Genomic DNA, 19,509 nt, shown 5'->3' with positions numbered 1-19,509 from the left:
ACCCGTTTCGATGGGGAGGGGTATGTATGGGTATCGGGGTTTCGAGAAGGTCGGTTCTGAAGGGGTCGGCAGTCGGCACGGTGGCGGTTGCATTGGGTGCAAAGGCAAGTGCTGTTCCAACCGGGAGCGCGGACATCGAGTCGCCGTTGATTTTTCATTCGCCGGAGTTCGAGCCGTTTTGTGACGAACTACCCTCGTTGTCGACGCTTTCCGGAAACGAGATCACGCTGACAGCGCAAGTGGGGCAACATGCCTTTCATCGGGATTTTCCATCGTCCCCGGCACTGTCGTACCGCAGCGGAGAGATCGGTGGCGGTTATCTGGGCCCGACCGTCGAGGCGCATTCCGGCGAGCCGATCATGTTGACGTTCGAGAACGATCTGACCGGACATCCGTTGTCAGCGGACATGGATATGACGCTGCACGGAATGCAGGCCGACTTTCGTGCGAAACCGCCGACGTCGTTGCACTTGCACGGTGGAGTCACTTCACCTGAGAGCGACGGCCACCCGGAACTGCTGGTGATGCCGGGACAGGCTGCGATGCATCACTTTTCGCACGGTCAGGAAGCCGCCCACCTCTGGTATCACGATCACGCGATGGGCATCACCCGGCTCAACGTCTACGCCGGTCTGATCGGCAACTATCTGATCAGGGATGAATTCGACACCGGCAAACTGGGAAATCCGTTGGGGTTGCCGGCCGAGGAATTCGAGATCCCGTTGATCCTGCAGGAGAAGATCTTCACGCCGACAGGCGCCCAGAACGGCCGATCCACCATCTTGATCCCGGAAGGATCGTGGGAAGGCGGCGCGGTGGGCGACGTTGGCTTGGTCAACGGCAAGGTGTGGCCGGAACTGTCTGTGGCTCGGGGCCTTTACCGCTTCCGCATCGTCAATGCGTCGTCGGCAAGTGTGTGGAATCTTCACTTCTCGAACATGATGACGTTCTGGGTCATCGGCAACGACGCCGGAATGCTCGACGCACCCGTCGCGGTCAATGCCTTCCGCTGCGCACCGGGGGAGCGGTACGACCTCCTCGTCGATTTCACCGGACTGTCGGAGGGTTCGACGGTGGAGCTCCGCAACGACGAGGCGCCCCCGCTGCCCGCTGCTGTCATCGGTGAAGTGACTATGCCGCTGTTCTGCCGGTTCCGCGGCGACTCCAGGCGCGGATTCACCGGTGGTGTTCCGTCGCAACTGCGCGGTGGGCGCCGACAACGTGACGTTCTCGCCCCGTTGGAGCAGCCGACGGTAATTCGCACGGTGACAGTGAGCCAGCAACTGGAACTGCGGAATCCACCGGCTCAGATGACGCTGAACAACCTGACGTTCAGCACCACGGACGTCGAGAGGCCGCGGCAAGGCACCGTCGAGCAGTGGAACATCGTCAACACCACGCCGGACCCGCATCCGATACACCTGCACCTGGTGAATTTCCGGATTCTCGGCAGGACACCGATGCGGACGCTGGAGTACTTGATCCGCCATCCGCAGCCGGTGATCGGCAACAAGTGGACTCCGTCGCCCGACGGGTTCGAGGCGGGGCCGATGATCGCGCCGGCGCCGTGGGAAGCGGGGATGAAGGACACCGTCAGGGTGGACGGCGGCACTGTCACCCGGATCATCGTGCGATTCCCCACCGAGGATGAGCTGGGTTTCGATCCCGACGCGATGTTCGATCGTCTTCCGAGCGCTGTGATGACGGGCGGTGGGATGACGGGCGGTGATCAGGCGCATCAGGGAAACGGGCATCACGGCATGAGCAACCACGACGCGAGTAACACCGGTCGGCTCCAGGGATACGTGTGGCATTGCCATCTACTCGATCACGAAGATCACGACATGATGTTGCCGTATCGCATCGTGCCGTGAGTGCTTCCGGGGGCGCTCTCGAAATGAACCGAAGCGGGCAGGCGTTCGCGCGTCGGATCACCTCGGTCACCTAGCAGGATCGCTTCGGTCCTTCCCATGAATTTGGAACACGTTCTACAGTGAAAGGGCTGAGGTCTGTACCTCGGCCATGCGCCACCACCGAAGGCGGCGCGGACGATCTGCAGACCGGTTCGACGAATTACACGGAAGGAACACCTCACAGTGACCACAGAGGCATTCATTTATGAAGCCATCCGTACCCCGCGAGGCCGCGGCAAGAAGACCGGGTCGTTGCACTCGGTCAAGCCGATCTCGCTGGTCACGGGTCTGATCCAGGAACTGCGCGTGCGCTTTCCCGACCTCGACGAGGATCGGATTTCCGACCTCATCCTGGGCGTCGTCACCCCCGTTGGCGATCAGGGAATGGACATCGCCCGCGTTGCAGTCAACGATGCGGGACTGCCGGACACCGTCGGCGGCGTTCAGCTCAACCGTTTCTGCGCTTCCGGTCTCGAAGCCGTGAACATGGCAGCTCAGAAGGTTCGGTCCGGCTGGGACGAACTGGTGATCGCCGGTGGCGTCGAGTCGATGTCCCGCGTTCCGATGGGATCCGACGGTGGACCGTGGGCGCTCGACCCCGCCACCAACTACGACAACTACTTCGTGCCGCAGGGCGTCGGCGCAGACCTCATCGCCACCATCGAGGGCTTCTCGCGTGACGACGTCGATGCATACGCCGTGCGCTCGCAGGACCTCGCCGCCAAGGCGTGGACCGGCGGATACTTCGCCAAGTCGGTAGTGCCGGTCAAGGACATCAACGGCATCACCATCCTCGACAACGACGAGCACATGCGTCCGGGCACCACGGCCGAGAACCTTGCCGGCCTGGCTTCCGCGTTCGGTGTGATCGGTGAAATCGGCGGATTCGACGCCGTATCGCTGCAGAAGTACCACTGGGTCGAGAAGATCAACCACGTTCACCACGGCGGCAACAGCTCGGGAATCGTCGACGGCGCTGCACTCGTGCTCGTCGGTAGCGAGCAGGCCGGCAAGGACATGGGTCTGACGCCGCGCGCTCGCGTCGTCGCCACCGCCACCAGCGGCGCCGACTCCACCATCATGCTCACCGGCCCGACGCCGGCGTCGAAGAAGGTTCTGGCAGCTGCCGGCCTGACGGTCGACGACATCGACCTCTTCGAGATCAACGAGGCATTCGCTTCCGTCGTCCTGAAGTTCCAGAAGGACCTGAACATCCCGGACGAGAAGCTCAACGTCAACGGTGGCGCGATCGCCATGGGTCACCCGCTCGGTGCAACCGGCGCGATGATCACCGGAACGATGGTCGACGAGCTCGAGCGTCGTGGCGGCAAGCGCGCCCTCATCACCCTGTGCATCGGCGGCGGTATGGGCGTTGCCACCATCATCGAGCGCGTCTGACGCGGCGTCCGTCCTTCCAACGAGGCTTACCAGGAGTCAAGCAAAGTGACTGATCAGAACATCATCAACTGGGACCAGGACGCCGACGGCATCGTCGTGCTCACCATCAACGATCCCAACCAGGGCGCAAACACCATGAACGACGCGTACATCGCGTCGATGAAGGCCACCGTCGACCGTCTGGTCGCCGAGAAGGACTCCATCACCGGTGCCGTCATCACCTCAGGCAAGAAGACCTTCTTCGCCGGTGGCGACCTCAAGAACATGATCAAGGTCGGCCCCGAGCAGGCCGAGGAGATCTACAACCACAGCGTCGAGATCAAGGCAGACCTGCGTCGCCTCGAAACTCTCGGCAAGCCGGTAGTCGCCGCCATCAACGGCGCGGCCCTCGGCGGCGGCCTCGAGATCGCTCTCGCGACCCACCACCGCATCGCGGCAGACGTCAAGGGCGTCAAGATCGGCCTGCCCGAGGTCACCCTCGGCCTGCTGCCCGGCGGCGGCGGCGTCGTGCGCACCGTGCGGATGCTCGGTCTGCAGAACGCGCTCATGGGCGTCCTGCTCCAGGGGCAGCAGCGTGGACCCGTTCAGGCCAAGGAAGTCGGCCTCATCGACGAGGTCGTCGGCTCGGTAGAAGAACTGGTTCCGGCTGCGAAGGCATGGATCAAGGCCAACCCCGAAGGCGGCGTTCAGCCGTGGGATGTCAAGGGCTACAAGATCCCTGGCGGAACCCCGTCCACCCCGGCATTCGCTGCCAACCTTCCGGCGTTCCCCGCGAACCTGCGTAAGCAGCTCAAGGGTGCTCCGATGCCGGCTCCGCGCGCCATCATGGCCGCAGCCGTCGAAGGCTCGCAGGTCGACATCGACAACGCGCTCCTCATCGAGGCTCGCTACTTCACCTCGCTGGTGACCGGCCGCGTCGCGAAGAACATGATTCAGGCGTTCTTCTTCGACCTGCAGTCGATCAACGGCGGCGGTTCACGTCCGGCAGGCATCGAGAAGTCCACCATCAAGAAGGTCGGCGTCCTCGGCGCGGGCATGATGGGCGCGGGCATCGCGTACGTCTCCGCGAAGGCCGGCTTCGACGTCGTCCTCAAGGACGTCAGCATCGAGGCTGCCAACAAGGGCAAGGCGTACGCCGAAGGCATTGAGGCCAAGGCACTCTCGCGCGGCAAGACCACGCAGGAGAAGTCCGACGCACTCCTCGCCAAGATCACCCCGACGGCTGACCCGGCAGATTTCGCCGGCGTCGACTTCGTCATCGAAGCGGTCTTCGAGAGTCAGGAACTCAAGCACAAGGTGTTCCAGGAGATCGAGGACATCGTCGATCCCAAGGCGCTGCTGGGCTCGAACACCTCGACGCTGCCCATCACGGGTCTCGCCACCGGCGTGAAGCGTCAGGAAGACTTCATCGGCATCCACTTCTTCTCGCCCGTCGACAAGATGCCGCTGGTGGAGATCATCCGCGGTGAGAAGACCTCCGACGAGACTCTGGCTCGCGTGTTCGACTACGTCCAGGCGATCCGCAAGACGCCGATCGTGGTCAACGACTCGCGTGGCTTCTTCACCTCGCGTGTCATCGGAACCTTCATCAACGAGGCCATCGGCATGCTCGCCGAGGGCGTCGAGCCTGCCACCATCGAGCAGGCCGGTATGCAGGCCGGTTACCCGGCTGCGCCGCTTCAGCTTTCGGATGAGCTCAACCTCACCCTCATGCAGAAGATCCGCAAGGAATCTGCCGACGCCGCCAAGGCCGAGGGCAAGGAACTGCCGGCAGATCCGGCCGGCGAGGTCATCAACACCCTCGTCGAGAAGTTCGATCGTAAGGGCAAGCTCGGTGGAGCCGGCTTCTACGATTACGCCGAGGGCAAGCGCACCGGCCTGTGGTCCGGACTCCGCGAGAACTTCAACTCCGGAACCTCCGATGCTCCGATCCAGGACCTCATCGACCGCATGCTGTTCATCGAGGCGATCGAGACGCAGAAGTGCTTCGACGAGAACGTCCTGATCACCACGGCGGACGCCAACATCGGCTCCATCATGGGCATCGGATTCCCGGCCTGGACCGGTGGCGTTCACCAGTTCATCGTCGGATACGAGGGCGGCACGGCCGGCTTCGTTGCTCGCGCAAAGGAACTCGCTGCGCAGTACGGCCCGCGGTTCACCCCGCCGGCTTCGCTAGGGGCATAGCCCCCGTGCGCCTTTTTGGTAGTTACGGCTACCAAAAAGGCGCACAGGGGTTTATCCCCAGCTTGTGAGTTATCCACAGACGAACTCCGACAGCAAATTTCACGTCAGTCCTGTCGGAGTTCGGCCTGACGCTTGGTGCCATGACTACGTCTCATGGTGGAAGCGAGTTTCTCCGGATTCTCGATGCGCAATCCGGTCTGGTACGGCAACAGCAACTCTCGTCATTCGGATACAACCGAGGGATACTGCGGAACTTTCTGGACCGCGGCGAATGGCAGCGTGTTCTACAAGGTGTATATGCAGTGACCGCTGGCCCGCTCACCAGAGAAATGATCCTGAACGCCGCTTGGCTCTACGGTGGCCCGCAAGCGATTCTGAGCCACGACACTGCAGCTGAGGAATGGGGAATGCGTCGCATCGACGCAGACAAGCCAGTCCATGTCACGGTGCCCTACGGCAAGTCCGCTCGCTGTCAGTCCGCGACAATCCGCCGAGTTCCAGCGCGAACGTCGGGTGCACTTGTCAGAGTGGGCGGCGTGGTTCACCCCGGGGTCGTCGTCCACCGATCCCGAGCTCACCGATACATCGGCGTGCCGTCAGTCATACCTCGAACGTCGCGGGCTGATACCGCGATTGATCTTGCGACCGCCGAATCCACAGCGCGAAGCGCCTACGTTTCACTCATCACCACAGTGACAAATGCGCGAATTCCGTTGAACGATGTGCGCCGTCGGATTGACGAACGAACACCACATCGATTCAAGGGTGCGCTTTCCGATGCGGTACGACTCCTGGCAGACGGGGTGCAGTCAACGCTCGAATACCACTATGCGGTCGACGTGGAGCAGGCGCACGGGTTGCCGTCGGCCGGACGCCAGTCACCGGTCCGCGTCGACGGCCGCACGCTGTACGAGGACTGCGATTACAGCGAAGTGGGTGTGCCGCTGATCGTGCGTCTCGACGGTCGGTGGGCGCATTCCATGGCAGAAGTGGCATTTCGTGATCGCCGCCGTGACAATGCGGCAGAACTGGCAGGTCGTCCGCGGTTGGTCTACGGATTCGACGAGGTGATGAAGACTCCGTGCCAGGTTGCACATGAAGTGGAGACGGTCTTGCGGCGCGGAGGCTGGGTGAGGACGCAGTCGGGTGCCTGCGGCACCTGTGCGCCTTTTTGGTAGTGCCGACTACCAAAAAGGCGCACAGGGGCTTTGCCCCTAGGCCTTCCACCACGGGCGAAGCGGCACATGCGCCTCACCCTTGGGGCCGAGCTTGACGGCCAGAACCTGGTGCAGCTGAACGACGTTGCGCTCGAACCCGAGTCGTGAGCCGGCCATGTACAGGCCCCAGACGCGTGCGGTTCCCTCGCCGACCTCGGCGACGCAGGCGTCCCAGTTGTCGACGAGGTTCTGGCACCATCCGGCGAGCGTCAGTGCGTAGTGCTCGCGCAGGTTCTCCTCGTGGCGCACCTCGAGACCGACGTTCTGGATCTCGGAGATGATGCGACCCGAACCGGTGAGCTCCCCGTCGGGGAAGACGTACCGGTCGATGAATCCGCCTGCCTTGGCACTGCTTCGGTTGTCCGGACGGGTGATGCAGTGGTTGAGCAGACGCCCACCTTCACGCAGCTTGCCCTTGAGGAACTCGAAGTACGCCGGGTAGTTTCCGACGCCGATGTGTTCGGTCAGGCCGATGGAGGACACTGCGTCGAATCCGGTTTCGGCCACGTCGCGGTAGTCGGAGAAACGGACCTGGGCGAGATCGGCGAGGCCCTCGTCCTCGATGGCCTTCTGTGCCCAATCCGCTTGCTCGCGTGAGAGAGTCACGCCGATCACCTTGACGCCGCGTCGGGCCGCGTAGCGAACCATCGAGCCCCAGCCGCAACCGATGTCGAGAAGTCGATCACCCTTCTGGAGTCCGAGCTTCTCGAACACCAGGCGGTACTTGTTCTCCTGGGCTTCTTCGAGCGTCTGTTCCGCATTGTCGTAGGCGGCACAGGTGTACGTCATGGACGGGCCGAGGACGTACTCGTAGAAGGTGTTGGAGACGTCGTAATGGTGATGGATGACTTCGGCGTCACGAGTCTTGGAGTGACGCAGTCCTTCTGCGACGCGACGCCAGCGAGGAAGGTGTTCCTGGGGCGGCGGGGCGATGGGCCGCAACAGATCCCAGCCCAGTGAACGGGTGATGCTGGCGAGTGTCAGTGCCGACGGGCGCTTGAGGTGGAGTTCGTCACCCATGATGCGCAGGATCTCGTACGGATCACCGGGGTGAACACCCTCGGCTTCGAGATCGCCGGAGACGTACGCGCGGGCCATGCCGAGATCGCCGGGCGCCGTTGCGAGATAAGTGGTTCCGCGAGTCGACTTGAGGTGCAGTCCGTAGTCGGCATCTTCGGGGCCGGCGGTGCTGCCGTCGTACGCGGTGAATCGAAGCGGCAGCATGCCGTCGGAAAGCGTCTCGAGAATCTCGGCAATAGAGAGCTTGTCCTGGCTTTTGGAGTCTTTGAACGTGGTCATTTACGTTGCACCGCCTTAGAGAATAGATCCAATAAACGGGATTTCGGGTCGTAGCGTTCCTTGAGTCCGATGTACCGGTCGCCGCCGTAGTACAGCTCCTCGAAGTCTTCCTTCGAGTAGTAGGAGTCGGAGTAGAGCGATTTGTGTCCGTCGAAATCGCTGACCTTTTCTTCGATCAGTCGATTTGCTGCCCCCTCGCGCTCGCCGGGAACGATCGGCACCGAAGACCAGAAGCCGATGTTGACGTAGGTGCGCTTGGGTTCGAGGGGGTAGAGGGGCCACGGCCGAGAAGCTGAGGCAGCGGCCGGGCTGGGCTCACGAAGACGCAACGGGCACAACCACAGTGGTTCGATCGGAATTTCCTCGAGGAACCAAGAGACGAAGTCCGCGGTTCGTTCGATGGGTACCTCGACGTCCTGGACGACGCGTTCGCGCGGGGGCTTGCCCTTGCGCTTTTCGAGGCGATCTCCGATGTCGTACTTGTGGTCGAGGGCGATCAGCTTCCAGTAGAAGCTGCTGCGCAGGTACTGCTTGGGCCAGAAGCGTCGAATCTTCGGGTTCTGTGCACCGAAAGCCCGTGAGCACCAGAACCAGTCGGTGTCCCAGCGCCACAGGTAGTCCCGAATGGTCAAGCGATCCGTCTTGGGCTGTGTGAGTGACGGATGCTGGATCGACCGGTAGAAGATGTCCTGGTCGGTGTAATCGCTGACCGGGCCTTCCTCGTCGGTTTGTACGCCGAGTGTGAGGTAGCTCTCGGAATCGGTGAAGACCACCCCGTCGAGATAGTCGACGGCGATCCCGTCGTACTCGCGCTCGGTGACGATGCGATCCATCGTTTCTTCGAGCTTCTTCAACGAATCGAAACGCACGTGTCGCAGGGCGACGTACTTCTTGACGGGTTCGAGTGCGATCTTCAATCGCGTCGAATAGCCAAGTGTGCCGTAGGAATTGGGGAAACCGAAGAACAGTTCGGCGTGTTCGCCGTCCGGCGTTGCGGTGATGATCTCGCCGCTCCCGGTCAGTACGTCGATTTCGAGCACCGACTCGTGTGGCAGGCCGTTGCGGAACGAGGTGGACTCGATGCCCAGGCCCGTCACCGCACCGCCCAGGGTGATGGTCTTTAGTTGAGGTACGACCAGTGGCGCCAGACCGTAGGGCAGCGTCGCGTCGACGAGGTCTTCGTAGGTGCACATGCCGGCGACGTCGGCTGTGTGCGCCTGCGCATCGACGGCGATGACACCTGCCAGACCGCTGACGTCGAGGCCGGGGGCCGACGTCTTGGCGCGAGCGCGGAACAGATTGGATGTCTTCTTTGCCAGGCGTACAGAAGCATCGGCGGGAATGGCGCGGTATGACGCGAGTAGGCGTTCGACGCCTTCTCTGTGCTGCTCGAACCCCATTTCACGCGCAGCATCGGAACCCGGGCCTTGCTTTGTCCGGATTCGATCTAACTTCTGAACTACCCCATTGAACGAGAGAGTCACACCCTGACGCTATCGGTAGTTGCGTGTGCAAGCTATCCGGAGGGGTATTAATGCCCGAATTTGATCGAGTTGTTGCAATCGAACTCGGTAAATGCTCCGAGTGGTGAACCAGCTCACACGGAATGGGTAGATGGTCGAGATACCCGGGCGCAGCAGGCAGTATGGAAAGGAATATCTGCGCAGTTCGAGGTGCGGATTCGGGTAGTCATTCGCGGTATCGAGCCGCGTTGGTCGAGCAAGGAGACGTAGGGCATATGGGTCAGGTCAATGCAATGAGTTCGATAGTCGTCACAGCAGCACCCGACAAGGTGCTCGCGGCGCTCGCGGACTACGAGACGGTTCGCCCGCGGATCCTGTCCGAGCAGTACCTCGACTACAAGGTCGTCGAAGGCGGCCAGGGTGACGGCACCGTCGCGCAGTGGACGCTGAAGGCGACGGAAAAGCGCTCGCGCAACGTCAAGGCCACCGTTACGGTCGACGGCAACGTCATCACCGAGAAGGACGCGAACTCCAGTCTCGTCACCACCTGGACCGTTGCCCCCAACGGCACCGGAACGACGGTGACGACGCTCACCCAGTGGCAGGGTGCCACCGGTATCGGCGGATTCTTCGAGCGCACGTTCGCCCCGAAGGGTCTGCAGCGCATCCAGGCCCAGGTCCTGGACAACCTCAAGCGCGAACTCGTCTAACTGATCCTGCATCACCGAGATGGCGTCGTACCTTCACCGGTACGGCGCCTTCTTTCATGGGCCGGTAATGATCCGCCCCAATTCGGTGAGTGCGGGGTTTCTGCTTTCCCAGTAGTCGCTGTGAACTCCGAACCCAGGCTGCCCGGGTGATCCGGCGAATATCTGCGCGCCGAATTCCGGATCCGACGGGTCGAACCCGTGGACTCCGAGGATCTTGGGGATCAATTGGACCGGATCCCAGAAGGCCGTCGTCGAATGAACATGGCGCGCCACCTCGTCCGAGTCGACGCCGTCCAGGCTCAGTTCGTTCACGCGCTCGACATCGACGCCCGGACTTGCGACAAAAACCAGTTCGTCGACATCGAGAGAAGCGCCACGGGTAGTCGCAGCACCGACGACGGTGCTGCCGTAGGAATGACCGATCACCACGTTGTGCGACGGCTGACCGTCATGCGAGGTTCGTAACCCGTCCTGGAAGCTGTCCAGCCTCGGCGCCGCGGAGTTGGCGTACCGATCCGAGGCTGCATCGGGAATGCCTGGGGGAGCGTCGTATCCGGACCACAGGATCACTGATGTGGCTTCCGTTGGCGCCGCCGCGACCGCCGCGTCGTACATGGCCTTGGTTCGTTGCAGATCTCCGCCGACGTCCGACAGCCCGGAGCCGGTTCCGGGAACCAGTGTTGCGACGTTGTCGGCGGCATCGGGATTACCGACTGCCACTACGGCGTGCCCATCCGTGACCGAGAGAAGGAACGTGTCCGGTCGCAGTTCGCCGCGCACGGCCGTGTATCCGGCAGCTACCGTTCGATCCGGCAACTGCTCGAGCGCAGAGAGGTACCGCCGGTTGTAGTAGTCCCGGTCGAGAGCGGGAAGGCCGTCGCGGCTACCGATGGACGGATCCCACCTCGCCAACGCGTCTTTCTCGTTGGGAGTGAGCGATTCCCACAGTCGGTGTAACTCCGTTGGTGTCCCGGGGAGTGTCGACCTCCCATCGATGATGTCGACGACAGTGCGGTTGAGGCGATCAGTCTGATTGCCAAGGAGTGATCCGATCTCCCGGAATGCCTCACCCAGAGCAGTCGCGGCCCGGTTGTCTTCATCGTCGAGTGCCGTCAATGCAGTGGAGATCCTCTGCTGAAAAATCTCTGCTGCCGTGGCGTTTTCGGAATCTTGCATGACGTCGGCCAGATTCCACGGCTGCTTCGTCTCAGGCGCCGATACAGCTCCACTGTCTGACACCGTCAAGCCGTGTTCGAGAGTCGCCTCCTCGACCAGGTCCAGAACTGATTTTCGCGCCGCCCCGATCGTATTGGCCGCCCCGCCATACAGATCCGCAACTACGCGAACCGCAATCGACAGCCGCGACGAGGAAAGCGAGATGCCAGACCACTGCACTGCCGCCGCGCTCGACGCTTGTCCCTGCCAGAATTCGCGGACGGCGTCGATGCTGCGTCCGGCGTCATTGCCGAGAGCTTCGATCTGCCGGTCGATGTCGATCAGTTCCGAAGTGCTCGTGCGCAATTTCTCCGGTGACCACGTTCGAAGCTGAGCGACGGTGGGCTGCATCAGTAGGCTCCGCGCAGTTCGGACACCACTTCGCCCTCGGCAGCGTCGTACAGACGTGCTGCGGCAGCGGTTCCCGACGCCATGAGTCCCAATTGCGTAGCCAGGTACCGGTACGCGTCGGCGATGACGCCGGCATTCCCAGTCGACACAGCCGCGACAGCGGACGAGTTCAGGGCCGCCGCGGCTTCGAAAATCGGGCCGGCGGAATCGATCCCCGAGATCTGATCCGCAATTCGAGACAGATCAGCTGAAAGTTGCTGCAGAGCAGCGAAATCTACCTGAAGTATCGGCCCCATGGCAGAACCGTATCCAGGTGAGCTGGCTAGCGGGACGGTGCCGAGTTTCCTGTGGACAATCGGGATTTCTCCACAGTAGCGAGGTCAGGGGGTTGTCAGGAAGGCGGTGACTCCGCTGGTGACGGCGGTTGCGTACTCCTGCTGACCGTCCGGGCTCGTCATGCGCGCTGCCTCGTCGGCATTTCGCATGTTGCCGAGTTCGACCAGAATCGACGGCCGCTGCGAAAGATTGAGACCCGTCAGATCGGCGCGTGGCGCCAACCCGCCGTCACCGATGTAGGTCGACGGGGTGAGCCCGGCGGTGACGAGTGAGTCGCGCATGGTTTCGGCAAAGGCGACGGACGGGCCGGCCTGCACCGTGTTCAGCGGGGGCGCGGAGTAGCAGACGTGGAAGCCCTCGGCCCCCGCTGCTGCGCCGTCCGCGTGAATGCTCACCACTACGTCGGCGCCGGAGGAATTGGCAGCTTCGGCACGTGCGTCGACGCATGATCCGACGCTGACGTCATCGGGTCGACTCAGGACGACAGTTGCGCCTTGGCTTTCGAGCTCGCTCTTGACCAGGCTCGCGACTTCCCAGTTGAAGGTGTGCTCGGGGAACCCGGCATCGGTGTTGGTGCCGGTGGTCTGGCAGTTCTTGGTGCCGCCGCGGCCCGTGGGGACCTGGGTGTTGATGCTGTCGTCGTTCGCCCCGCTGTGCCCGGGGTCGAGGAAGACGACCTTGCCGGTGAGCGCAGCGGTGACGTCAGCGGCGACAGTGCTGAGCGGAGACACCTCGACCGAAGTCGTGGCCTCGGCAGTCTCGGTCGGAATCGTGCACGCAGCGCTCAGAAGCCCAGCCCCGACCACGGCGATCAGGGCAGTGGAGCGGAACACACGTGATGCCATGTTTGACCTACCTGACGGTTTTACGGTGTCTGACTGGTTCCGGCGCACCCGCTCACGGTAGCGCGCACCGACTACGCTGGTGGGGATAACTCTGTAGAAAGGACCGCTCGTGCAACCAGGTGGAGCACCCGACATGTCTGCTCTGTTGGCTCAGGCTCAGCAGATGCAGCAGCAATTGATGGCGGCGCAGCAGGAAATGGCTCAGGCCGAAGTGACCGGTCAGGCCGGTGGCGGACTGGTTGTCGCCACGGTCAAGGGCACCGGCGAGGTTGTCGGTTTGCAGATCGACCCCAAGGTCGTCGACCCCGAAGACGTCGAGACGCTGCAGGATCTGGTGATCGGCGCGATCGAGGACGCTTCGCGCAAAGCACAGGAAGTCGCTGCTGAGAAGCTCGGCCCGTTGGCCGGCGGACTCGGCGGAGGCCTTCCCGGTCTCCCCGGCTTCTAGAAACGAGAACGCGTGTACGAAGGTCCGGTTCAGGATCTGATCGACGAACTCGGGAAGCTTCCCGGAGTCGGGCCGAAGAGCGCTCAACGCATCGCTTTTCACCTGCTCTCCGTGGAGCCTCCCGAGATCGACCGTTTGAAAAATGCATTGCAGCGCATCCGTGACGGCGTTCAGTTCTGCACGGTGTGCGGAACTGTGTCCGATCAGGAGAAGTGCCGCATCTGCGCCGACGCACGTCGCGATCGCACGGTGATCTGCGTCGTGGAGGAACCGAAGGACGTCCAGGCTGTCGAGCGAACCCGTGAGTTCAAGGGTCGCTATCACGTGCTCGGCGGTGCGCTCAATCCGCTCTCGGGGATCGGGCCGGACCAGTTGCGCATCCGGGAGTTGTTGGCTCGCATCGCAAATCAGGAGGACGGCGTCGACGTGTCCGAGGTCATCATCGCCACCGACCCCAACACGGAGGGTGAGGCGACAGCTACCTATCTCGTTCGCATGATGCGAGACATTCCGGGGCTGACGGTGTCTCGGTTGGCTTCGGGTCTTCCGATGGGTGGCGATCTCGAATTCGCAGACGAGTTGACGCTGGGTCGGGCATTGTCCGGCCGTCGTGAATTGTCGCGGAACGCTTGATGAGCGGCACGGAGCAAGGTCAGCAGGTGCGTCGTACGTCCGAGCAGACGCGTGCGCAGATCATCGCGTCGGCCGGGAAAGCATTCGCGACTCGGCCGTACCGCGAAATCACGCTCAAGGACATCGCCGAAGACGCAGGCGTCAGCGCTCCGCTGATCATCAAGTACTTCGGTTCCAAAGAGCAGTTGTACGACGAGTTGGTCGACTTCCGGGCAGCGGCGGTCACGGTCTTCGACGCCCCGAACGACTCGCTCGGCGAGCGCATGGTCTCGCTGTTCACCAAGCCGTTGGAGTCGTACAAGCCGCTGTCCATGAGCTTGTTGTTCATGAGCGGCGTCAGTGAAGAGAGCAACCGCAAGCTGCGCGAGAACTATTCGACGCAGATGATCGACACCCTCGCCGCTCGCCTGTCCGGCCCCGACGCGAGATTGCGCGCGGAACTGGCGATGTCGATGGTGGTCGGAGTGGCGATCATGCGCCGACGGATGATGGCCGGCCATGCCACCGGCACCCAGGACGAAGTGGTTGCGCTGTACGCACCACTTGTCCAAAAGCTGCTCGACGGGTGAGCGGCATCACAATTCTTGCTTGGTAAATATCCGTTCACCTAATGTAGGTGAACGGATATTTACCTAGTGGGAACAGGCGGTGTGGGGTGACGACGCTCGACCGTCCGCCGGGCACGCCTGCAGCCACCACCCCCGACGCGAGTCTTGCGCAGCCGCGCTCCCGCTTCCTCTTCCCCATCGTTGTCGCCGCCGCCGTGTTCCAGGCTGTTCTGCAGACGGTCATCGTTCCACTGCTGCCGGAGTTGCCGCACTTCACAGGCGCTGGACGCACGGCCGTGTCCTGGCTGGTGACCGTAACGCTGCTGGTCGGCGCCGTCGTCACTCCCATTTTCGGCCGGCTTGCCGACATGTTCGGCAAGAAGAAGATGCTTCTGGTTGCCTTCTCGATGATGACTCTCGGCTCGATGTTGTGTGCGCTGTCGTCGGACATCGCTGTCCTCATCTTCGCGAGAGCGTTGCAGGGAGCCGGGTCGGCGGTCATCCCCATCGGAATCTCCATGCTGCGTGACGAATTGCCACGCAACAAGGTCAATGGCGCAGTGGCCATGATGAGTTCGACGCTCGGCGTCGGAACCGCTTTGGGCATACCGTTTTCTGCGATGATCGCGCAGTACTCGAACTGGCACGTCCTGTTCTGGGTAACCACCGCCATCGGGCTGTCCGTGACTCTTGCTGCGGTGCTGTTCATTCGAGAGTCCGAGCCGAATCCGTCGGGAAGATTCGACGGCGTCGGGGCTGTCGGTCTGAGCGCCGCGATGATCGCTCTGCTCGTGCCGATCACTCAGGGGTCGAGTTGGGGATGGACCAGCGGAGCGGTGATCTCCATGCTGGCCGCGTCGGCGGTGCTGTTCACGCTCTGGGTAATTCAACAGCGGCGCAACGTCAATCCGCTGGTCGACGTCCGCGCTCTCGTGAAACGTGCGGTGTTGATCCCGCATCTGGCGGCTCTGCTGGTCGGGTTCGCATTTTTCGGGAACACACTGATCACTACACAACTCCTCCAGGGGATGAAGGGGCCGGGCGCCGGGTACGGCCTGTCGATCATCGCGGCGGCGCTCTGCCAGATTCCGGCGAGTATCGCGATGGTGCTGTTCTCACCGGTTGCGGTGCGGATCACCGACCGCTTCGGTTCACGGACCGCGATGTTGACCGGTGCCGTGTTCCTCGCCGGCGGGTACGGGATTCACGCAGTTGCCGGTAAGCCACTGTGGGGAGTGGTTGCAGCACTGGGTATCACAGCAGTCGGGACCGCCATCGTCTACAGCACGCTCTCGCTGCTGATTCTGGTTGCCGTGCCTCGACAGCGACTGGCTGCAGCCAACGGGGTGAACTCACTTCTGCGGACGTCCGGAAGCACGATCTGCAGCGCGACGGTGGCAACGATCCTCGCCGCGTTCGTGATCAGCGGTTCGGAACATTCCACGTCGTGGACCGGGTTCTCCGTCGCCTACCTGGTGTGCGCGGGCTGCGCGGTGGTCGTATTCGCGGTGTCGATCCTGTTGCCGCAGGGGCGAACCCCGAAACATCTGGACCTGCCGGATCTCGTCAGGCGACCCTGAATCCCGAGAGGAAGAGTGTGATCATCAGATCCGCGAACTCTTCGGTGGTGTATTTCTGGCGGTCCGGCCAATGCGTGGTCGACCACAGGGTGTCTCGTACCGATCGATAGAAAATCTCCGGGGCCACGTCTTTGCGGAAGATTCCCTGATCGACGCCTTCGGCGATCGCTTTCATCCAGTGCTCGCGGACTTGGCGGGAAGGTCCGTCGACGGATTGCAGGAGATCGTTGTCGCGTAGATACGCCCGATCGTTCTGGTAGATCGCCGTCGGGTGCGGGTGCAGTTCGATGACGACCAGGGTCTCGCGGATCAGGCCGCGTAGGACGTCCTCGGGGTCGTTCGCCGTCTTCTCCACCTGATCGAAGCGGAGTTGAATGTCGGTGATGAAGCCGCGCATGAGCTCGGCGACTATCGCATTCTTCGACTTGAAGTAGTGGTAGAGGCTGCCCGAGAACACACCAGCGGCGTCGCCGATCTCGCGAACGGTCGTGGTGGCGACACCTTTCCTGGCGAACAGCTCGGCTGAGCTCTCCAGGATCTTCTCCCGACGATCTGGTGATGCCACTGAAATCTCCACTGGTTGTCGGTCCTGCTCAGGGCAGGGTTTCGCGGGTGCCGGGCTGCCGGCGTCGAACGTAGCGCAATCCTGCCTGATGGCTCCGGCTCGAACCAATTCGTCGGTGAGATCGCGTGTTTCCACTTCCGGATTCCTATGCTAGCTTCAAAATCAAGCGCTTGCTCAACTTTCGTTCACGGAGGATTTCAGTGCAGAGCCTGCAGACGCAGTTTCCGAATTTCATCGGCGCAGAGGCCGAACCACCCCGCGTCGCCCGCTACGCCGTCAACGAGGCGATGATCCGCAACTGGGTCGAGGCACACGACGACCGCAACTCGATCTACGTCGACGCCGAAGCTGCTCGCAGCACCGGTCGTCGAGACGTCGTCTGCCCACCCGCGATGATCTCGACCTGGGTGATGGCGGGCTACCGCCGCTATCGGCAGGTCCAACAACTTCGCGCCGACGGAGCCTCCGAGGATTTCGCCTATTCACGACTACTCGGGCTGTTGGACGAGGCCGGCTACACGTCCGTAGTCGCGACCAACGTCGAGCAGGAGTATTTCGCGGAGTTGAGTCCCGGAGACCACGTCACCGCATATTTCACCATCGAAGCGATCTCACCGTTCAAACAGACGGCTCTCGGTCACGGGTGCTTCATCACTCTGTTCAAGAAGTACGTGGACCAGGACGGAAAGACGCTGGTCGAAGAGCGCTTTCGACTGCTCAGATTCAAACCAGATGCCCAGACAGATACCAAGCCCGAAGCCCAGGAGGTAATCGCATGAGCGAGACTGGCTCCCGCCACACCGCGGTGCCGAGACTCACCGTCACCGACGACAACGATTTCTTCTTCTCCGCGGCCAAAGAGGGTCGCCTCGAGATCCAACGGTGTGCGGATTGCAAGACTCTGCGCCACCCGCCAGCGCCCGCCTGCCCGGAATGCCGCTCGTTCAGTTGGGACACAGTCGAATCCACGCGGCGATGCACGTTGCACAGCTTCACGGTCATTCATCACCCGAAGGATCCTGCCTTCGAGTACCCGCTCGCCGTCGGACTCGTCGATCTCGAAGAAGGCACGCGTCTGGTTGCCGACATCGCGGGCATCGATCACGAGGAACTCGAATTCGGTATGGAACTCGAAGTGGCGTTCTCCGAGCACGCTCACGGTGAGATGCTGCCGCAACTGAGGCGACGGGGATCGGTGCAATGACGAATCTTTCTGATTACGAGGTAGGTTCGACCCTTCCCAGCCTCGAACTGCCGTTGGACCGAACGCTCATCGTCGCCACGGCGATCGCTTCTCAGGATTTCGAGGACGTGCATCACGATCCGGGCAAGGCGCAGGATCGCGGAACTCCCGACATCTTCATGAGCATCAACACCACCAACGGGCTCATCGACCGCTACATCACCGACTGGTCAGGCCCGGGATCGCGAATCGTCAAAACATCACTACGGCTTGGTGTTCCGAACTTTCCCGGAGACACCATGACGTTCACCGGCAAAGTGATCGACACCGACGGCCGGACGCTCACCGTGACGGTTCTCGGCAAGAACGCTCGCGGAACGCACGTGACAGCCGACGTGACTCTCGAACCGGCGGAAAGGGTAATCGCATGACACGAGGATTTTCGAGGCAAGCCGCCATCGCCGGGATCGGCGCCACCGAGTTCTCCAAGAACTCCGGCCGCAGTGAATGGCAGTTGGCGTGCGAATCCGTGATCGCCGCGCTCGACGATGCTCACATCGAGGCAGAAGAGGTGAACGGATTTGCACTGTTCACCATGGAGAACAATCCCGAGATTGCGGTCGCACGCGCTCTCGGGATCCCGGAACTGACGTTCTTCAGTCGTATTCCACACGGCGGCGGCGGTGCCTGCGCACCGGTTCAACAAGCCGCGCTTGCCGTCGCCAGTGGTGTCGCCGACGTCGTGGTCGTCTACCGTGCCTTCAACGAAAGATCAGGTCACCGATTCGGCGCCGGGCCACCACCCTTTGCGTACAACGCGTCGACGGACCAGGAGTATCGGAACTGGATCAACCCGTACGGGCTTCTGACGCCGGCGCAGCAGGAAGCCTTCCTCGCCAAGCTCTACATGCACAAGTACGGGGCAACCAGCGCCGACTTCGGTCAGATCTCGGTTCTCTCACGCAAGCATGCCGCGAACAACCCGAAGGCCTGGTTCTACGAACGCCCGATCACCATCGAGGATCATCAGAACTCGCGCATGATCGCCGACCCCATCCGCCTGCTCGACTGCTGTCAGGAAAGTGACGGCGGACAGGCGCTGGTCATCGTCAGCGCGGAGCGCGCCCGCGACCTGCCGCACAAACCAGCGATCATCAGCGGTGCTGCGCAAGGTGTAGGTCCACAACAGATTTCGATGAGCAGCTACTACCGCGAAGACATCGACAGCATGCCGGAAGTCGAACTCGTGGCGCGCCAACTGTGGGACCAGGCCGGTATCGGCCCGGACGACATCGACGCCGCAATTCTCTACGACGCCTTCACCCCGATGGTTCTGCTTCAACTCGAGGAGTACGGATTCTGCGGTCGAGGCGAGGCAAAAGACTTCATCGCCGACGGCAATCTCGAGCTGGACGGTCGCCTGCCGATCAACACCCACGGCGGTCAACTCGGTGAGGGATACATCCACGGCGTCAACGGTATTGCCGAAGGTGTACGCCTGATCCGCGGCACTTCCACCAATCAACCCACCAAAACTCTGGACAACGTGCTCGTGACCGGCGGCTCTCCCGTCCCGCACAGTGCGCTCGTCCTCTCGGCAGATCGCTGAATTTGCCGC

Annotated in this window: 19 protein-coding genes; 13 read left to right on the top strand and 6 right to left on the bottom strand. The window is 62.2% G+C overall.

Annotated elements, in window-relative coordinates; all coding sequences use genetic code 11:
* The first annotated feature begins 26 nt into the window (after positions 1-26).
* The 4 genes from AC1DWA_RS09840 to AC1DWA_RS09825 all read left to right on the top strand — a co-directional run bounded on the left by AC1DWA_RS09840 (position 27) and on the right by AC1DWA_RS09825 (position 6,676).
* Positions 27-1,874, top strand: coding sequence for a multicopper oxidase domain-containing protein (locus AC1DWA_RS09840; protein ID WP_477846659.1), 1,848 nt, complete (start codon positions 27-29; stop codon positions 1,872-1,874).
* Positions 1,875-2,096: 222 nt separating this feature from the next.
* On the top strand, positions 2,097-3,311 hold the full coding sequence (locus AC1DWA_RS09835; protein WP_003943886.1) for an acetyl-CoA C-acetyltransferase: 1,215 nt from the start codon (positions 2,097-2,099) through the stop codon (positions 3,309-3,311).
* A gap of 45 nt (positions 3,312-3,356) precedes the next feature.
* Complete coding sequence (locus tag AC1DWA_RS09830; RefSeq protein WP_003943799.1) at positions 3,357-5,498, top strand: 3-hydroxyacyl-CoA dehydrogenase NAD-binding domain-containing protein; 2,142 nt, start codon at positions 3,357-3,359, stop codon at positions 5,496-5,498.
* A 140-nt stretch (positions 5,499-5,638) separates the two neighbouring features.
* Positions 5,639-6,676 carry a hypothetical protein gene (locus tag AC1DWA_RS09825; RefSeq protein WP_477846658.1) on the top strand — a complete coding sequence of 346 codons (1,038 nt, stop codon included), beginning with the start codon at positions 5,639-5,641 and terminating at the stop codon, positions 6,674-6,676.
* Positions 6,677-6,712: 36 nt separating this feature from the next.
* Here AC1DWA_RS09825 and AC1DWA_RS09820 read toward each other — a convergent pair whose 3' ends face one another.
* The gene (locus AC1DWA_RS09820) at positions 6,713-8,014 is read right to left on the bottom strand and encodes a class I SAM-dependent methyltransferase (RefSeq protein ID WP_003943932.1); all 1,302 of its coding nucleotides are present in this window, start codon (positions 8,012-8,014) and stop codon (positions 6,713-6,715) included.
* Entirely contained in the window at positions 8,011-9,414 is a 1,404-nt protein-coding gene (locus AC1DWA_RS09815; RefSeq protein WP_019746543.1) for an FAD-binding oxidoreductase, read from the bottom strand. Before AC1DWA_RS09815 ends, AC1DWA_RS09820 begins: the two co-directional genes overlap by 4 nt.
* A 338-nt stretch (positions 9,415-9,752) precedes the next feature.
* On the opposite strand from AC1DWA_RS09815, the gene AC1DWA_RS09810 reads away from it, so the two are divergent.
* The gene (locus tag AC1DWA_RS09810; protein WP_019746544.1) at positions 9,753-10,187 is read left to right on the top strand and encodes an SRPBCC family protein; all 435 of its coding nucleotides are present in this window, start codon (positions 9,753-9,755) and stop codon (positions 10,185-10,187) included.
* 54 nt (positions 10,188-10,241) lie between these two features.
* Here the strand turns inward: AC1DWA_RS09810 and AC1DWA_RS09805 are convergent, their stop codons facing one another.
* From AC1DWA_RS09805 to AC1DWA_RS09795, 3 genes are all read right to left on the bottom strand, one after another.
* Positions 10,242-11,753, bottom strand: coding sequence for an alpha/beta hydrolase (locus AC1DWA_RS09805; protein ID WP_477846657.1), 1,512 nt, complete (start codon positions 11,751-11,753; stop codon positions 10,242-10,244).
* Entirely contained in the window at positions 11,753-12,049 is a 297-nt protein-coding gene (locus tag AC1DWA_RS09800; protein WP_020905903.1) for a hypothetical protein, read from the bottom strand. Before AC1DWA_RS09800 ends, AC1DWA_RS09805 begins: the two co-directional genes overlap by 1 nt.
* An 84-nt stretch (positions 12,050-12,133) precedes the next feature.
* Entirely contained in the window at positions 12,134-12,934 is an 801-nt protein-coding gene (locus AC1DWA_RS09795) for an Rv3717 family N-acetylmuramoyl-L-alanine amidase (protein WP_477846656.1), read from the bottom strand.
* Positions 12,935-13,043: 109 nt separating this feature from the next.
* Here AC1DWA_RS09795 and AC1DWA_RS09790 point away from each other — a divergent pair, with 109 nt between their 5' ends.
* The 4 genes from AC1DWA_RS09790 to AC1DWA_RS09775 all read left to right on the top strand — a co-directional run bounded on the left by AC1DWA_RS09790 (position 13,044) and on the right by AC1DWA_RS09775 (position 16,143).
* Positions 13,044-13,382, top strand: a complete 339-nt coding sequence (locus AC1DWA_RS09790) for a YbaB/EbfC family nucleoid-associated protein (RefSeq protein ID WP_003943929.1) — start codon at positions 13,044-13,046, stop codon at positions 13,380-13,382.
* A gap of 12 nt (positions 13,383-13,394) precedes the next feature.
* Positions 13,395-14,015 (top strand): recombination mediator RecR, encoded by a 621-nt coding sequence (recR, locus tag AC1DWA_RS09785; protein WP_003943917.1) that lies wholly within the window; start codon positions 13,395-13,397, stop codon positions 14,013-14,015.
* A complete protein-coding gene (locus AC1DWA_RS09780) occupies positions 14,015-14,584 on the top strand; it encodes a TetR/AcrR family transcriptional regulator (protein ID WP_007731538.1) in 570 nt (189 codons plus the stop codon). Before recR ends, AC1DWA_RS09780 begins: the two co-directional genes overlap by 1 nt.
* Before the next feature lie 86 nt (positions 14,585-14,670).
* Positions 14,671-16,143, top strand: coding sequence for an MFS transporter (locus AC1DWA_RS09775; protein ID WP_069147121.1), 1,473 nt, complete (start codon positions 14,671-14,673; stop codon positions 16,141-16,143).
* Here AC1DWA_RS09775 and AC1DWA_RS09770 read toward each other — a convergent pair.
* Positions 16,130-16,843: a TetR/AcrR family transcriptional regulator gene (locus AC1DWA_RS09770; protein ID WP_020968216.1), complete on the bottom strand. Its 714-nt coding sequence runs from the start codon at positions 16,841-16,843 to the stop codon at positions 16,130-16,132. The genes AC1DWA_RS09775 and AC1DWA_RS09770 overlap by 14 nt on opposite strands.
* Before the next feature lie 65 nt (positions 16,844-16,908).
* Between AC1DWA_RS09770 and AC1DWA_RS09765 the strand changes: the two genes are divergently transcribed.
* From AC1DWA_RS09765 to AC1DWA_RS09750, 4 genes are read left to right on the top strand one after another with little or no spacing between them, the layout of a single operon-like run.
* Positions 16,909-17,487, top strand: a complete 579-nt coding sequence (locus AC1DWA_RS09765; protein WP_041814552.1) for an FAS1-like dehydratase domain-containing protein — start codon at positions 16,909-16,911, stop codon at positions 17,485-17,487.
* Positions 17,484-17,912: a Zn-ribbon domain-containing OB-fold protein gene (locus AC1DWA_RS09760; RefSeq protein WP_020905908.1), complete on the top strand. Its 429-nt coding sequence runs from the start codon at positions 17,484-17,486 to the stop codon at positions 17,910-17,912. Before AC1DWA_RS09765 ends, AC1DWA_RS09760 begins: the two co-directional genes overlap by 4 nt.
* Positions 17,909-18,322, top strand: coding sequence for a hotdog family protein (locus AC1DWA_RS09755; RefSeq protein WP_020968218.1), 414 nt, complete (start codon positions 17,909-17,911; stop codon positions 18,320-18,322). Before AC1DWA_RS09760 ends, AC1DWA_RS09755 begins: the two co-directional genes overlap by 4 nt.
* Positions 18,319-19,500, top strand: coding sequence for a lipid-transfer protein (locus AC1DWA_RS09750; protein WP_020905910.1), 1,182 nt, complete (start codon positions 18,319-18,321; stop codon positions 19,498-19,500). The genes AC1DWA_RS09755 and AC1DWA_RS09750 overlap by 4 nt, the downstream gene beginning before the upstream one ends.
* The last annotated feature ends 9 nt before the right edge of the window (positions 19,501-19,509 follow it).

It is taken from the genome of Rhodococcus sp. P4_F3_2, assembly GCF_056401335.1.
This window is presented reverse-complemented; position numbering and strand designations above follow the sequence as displayed.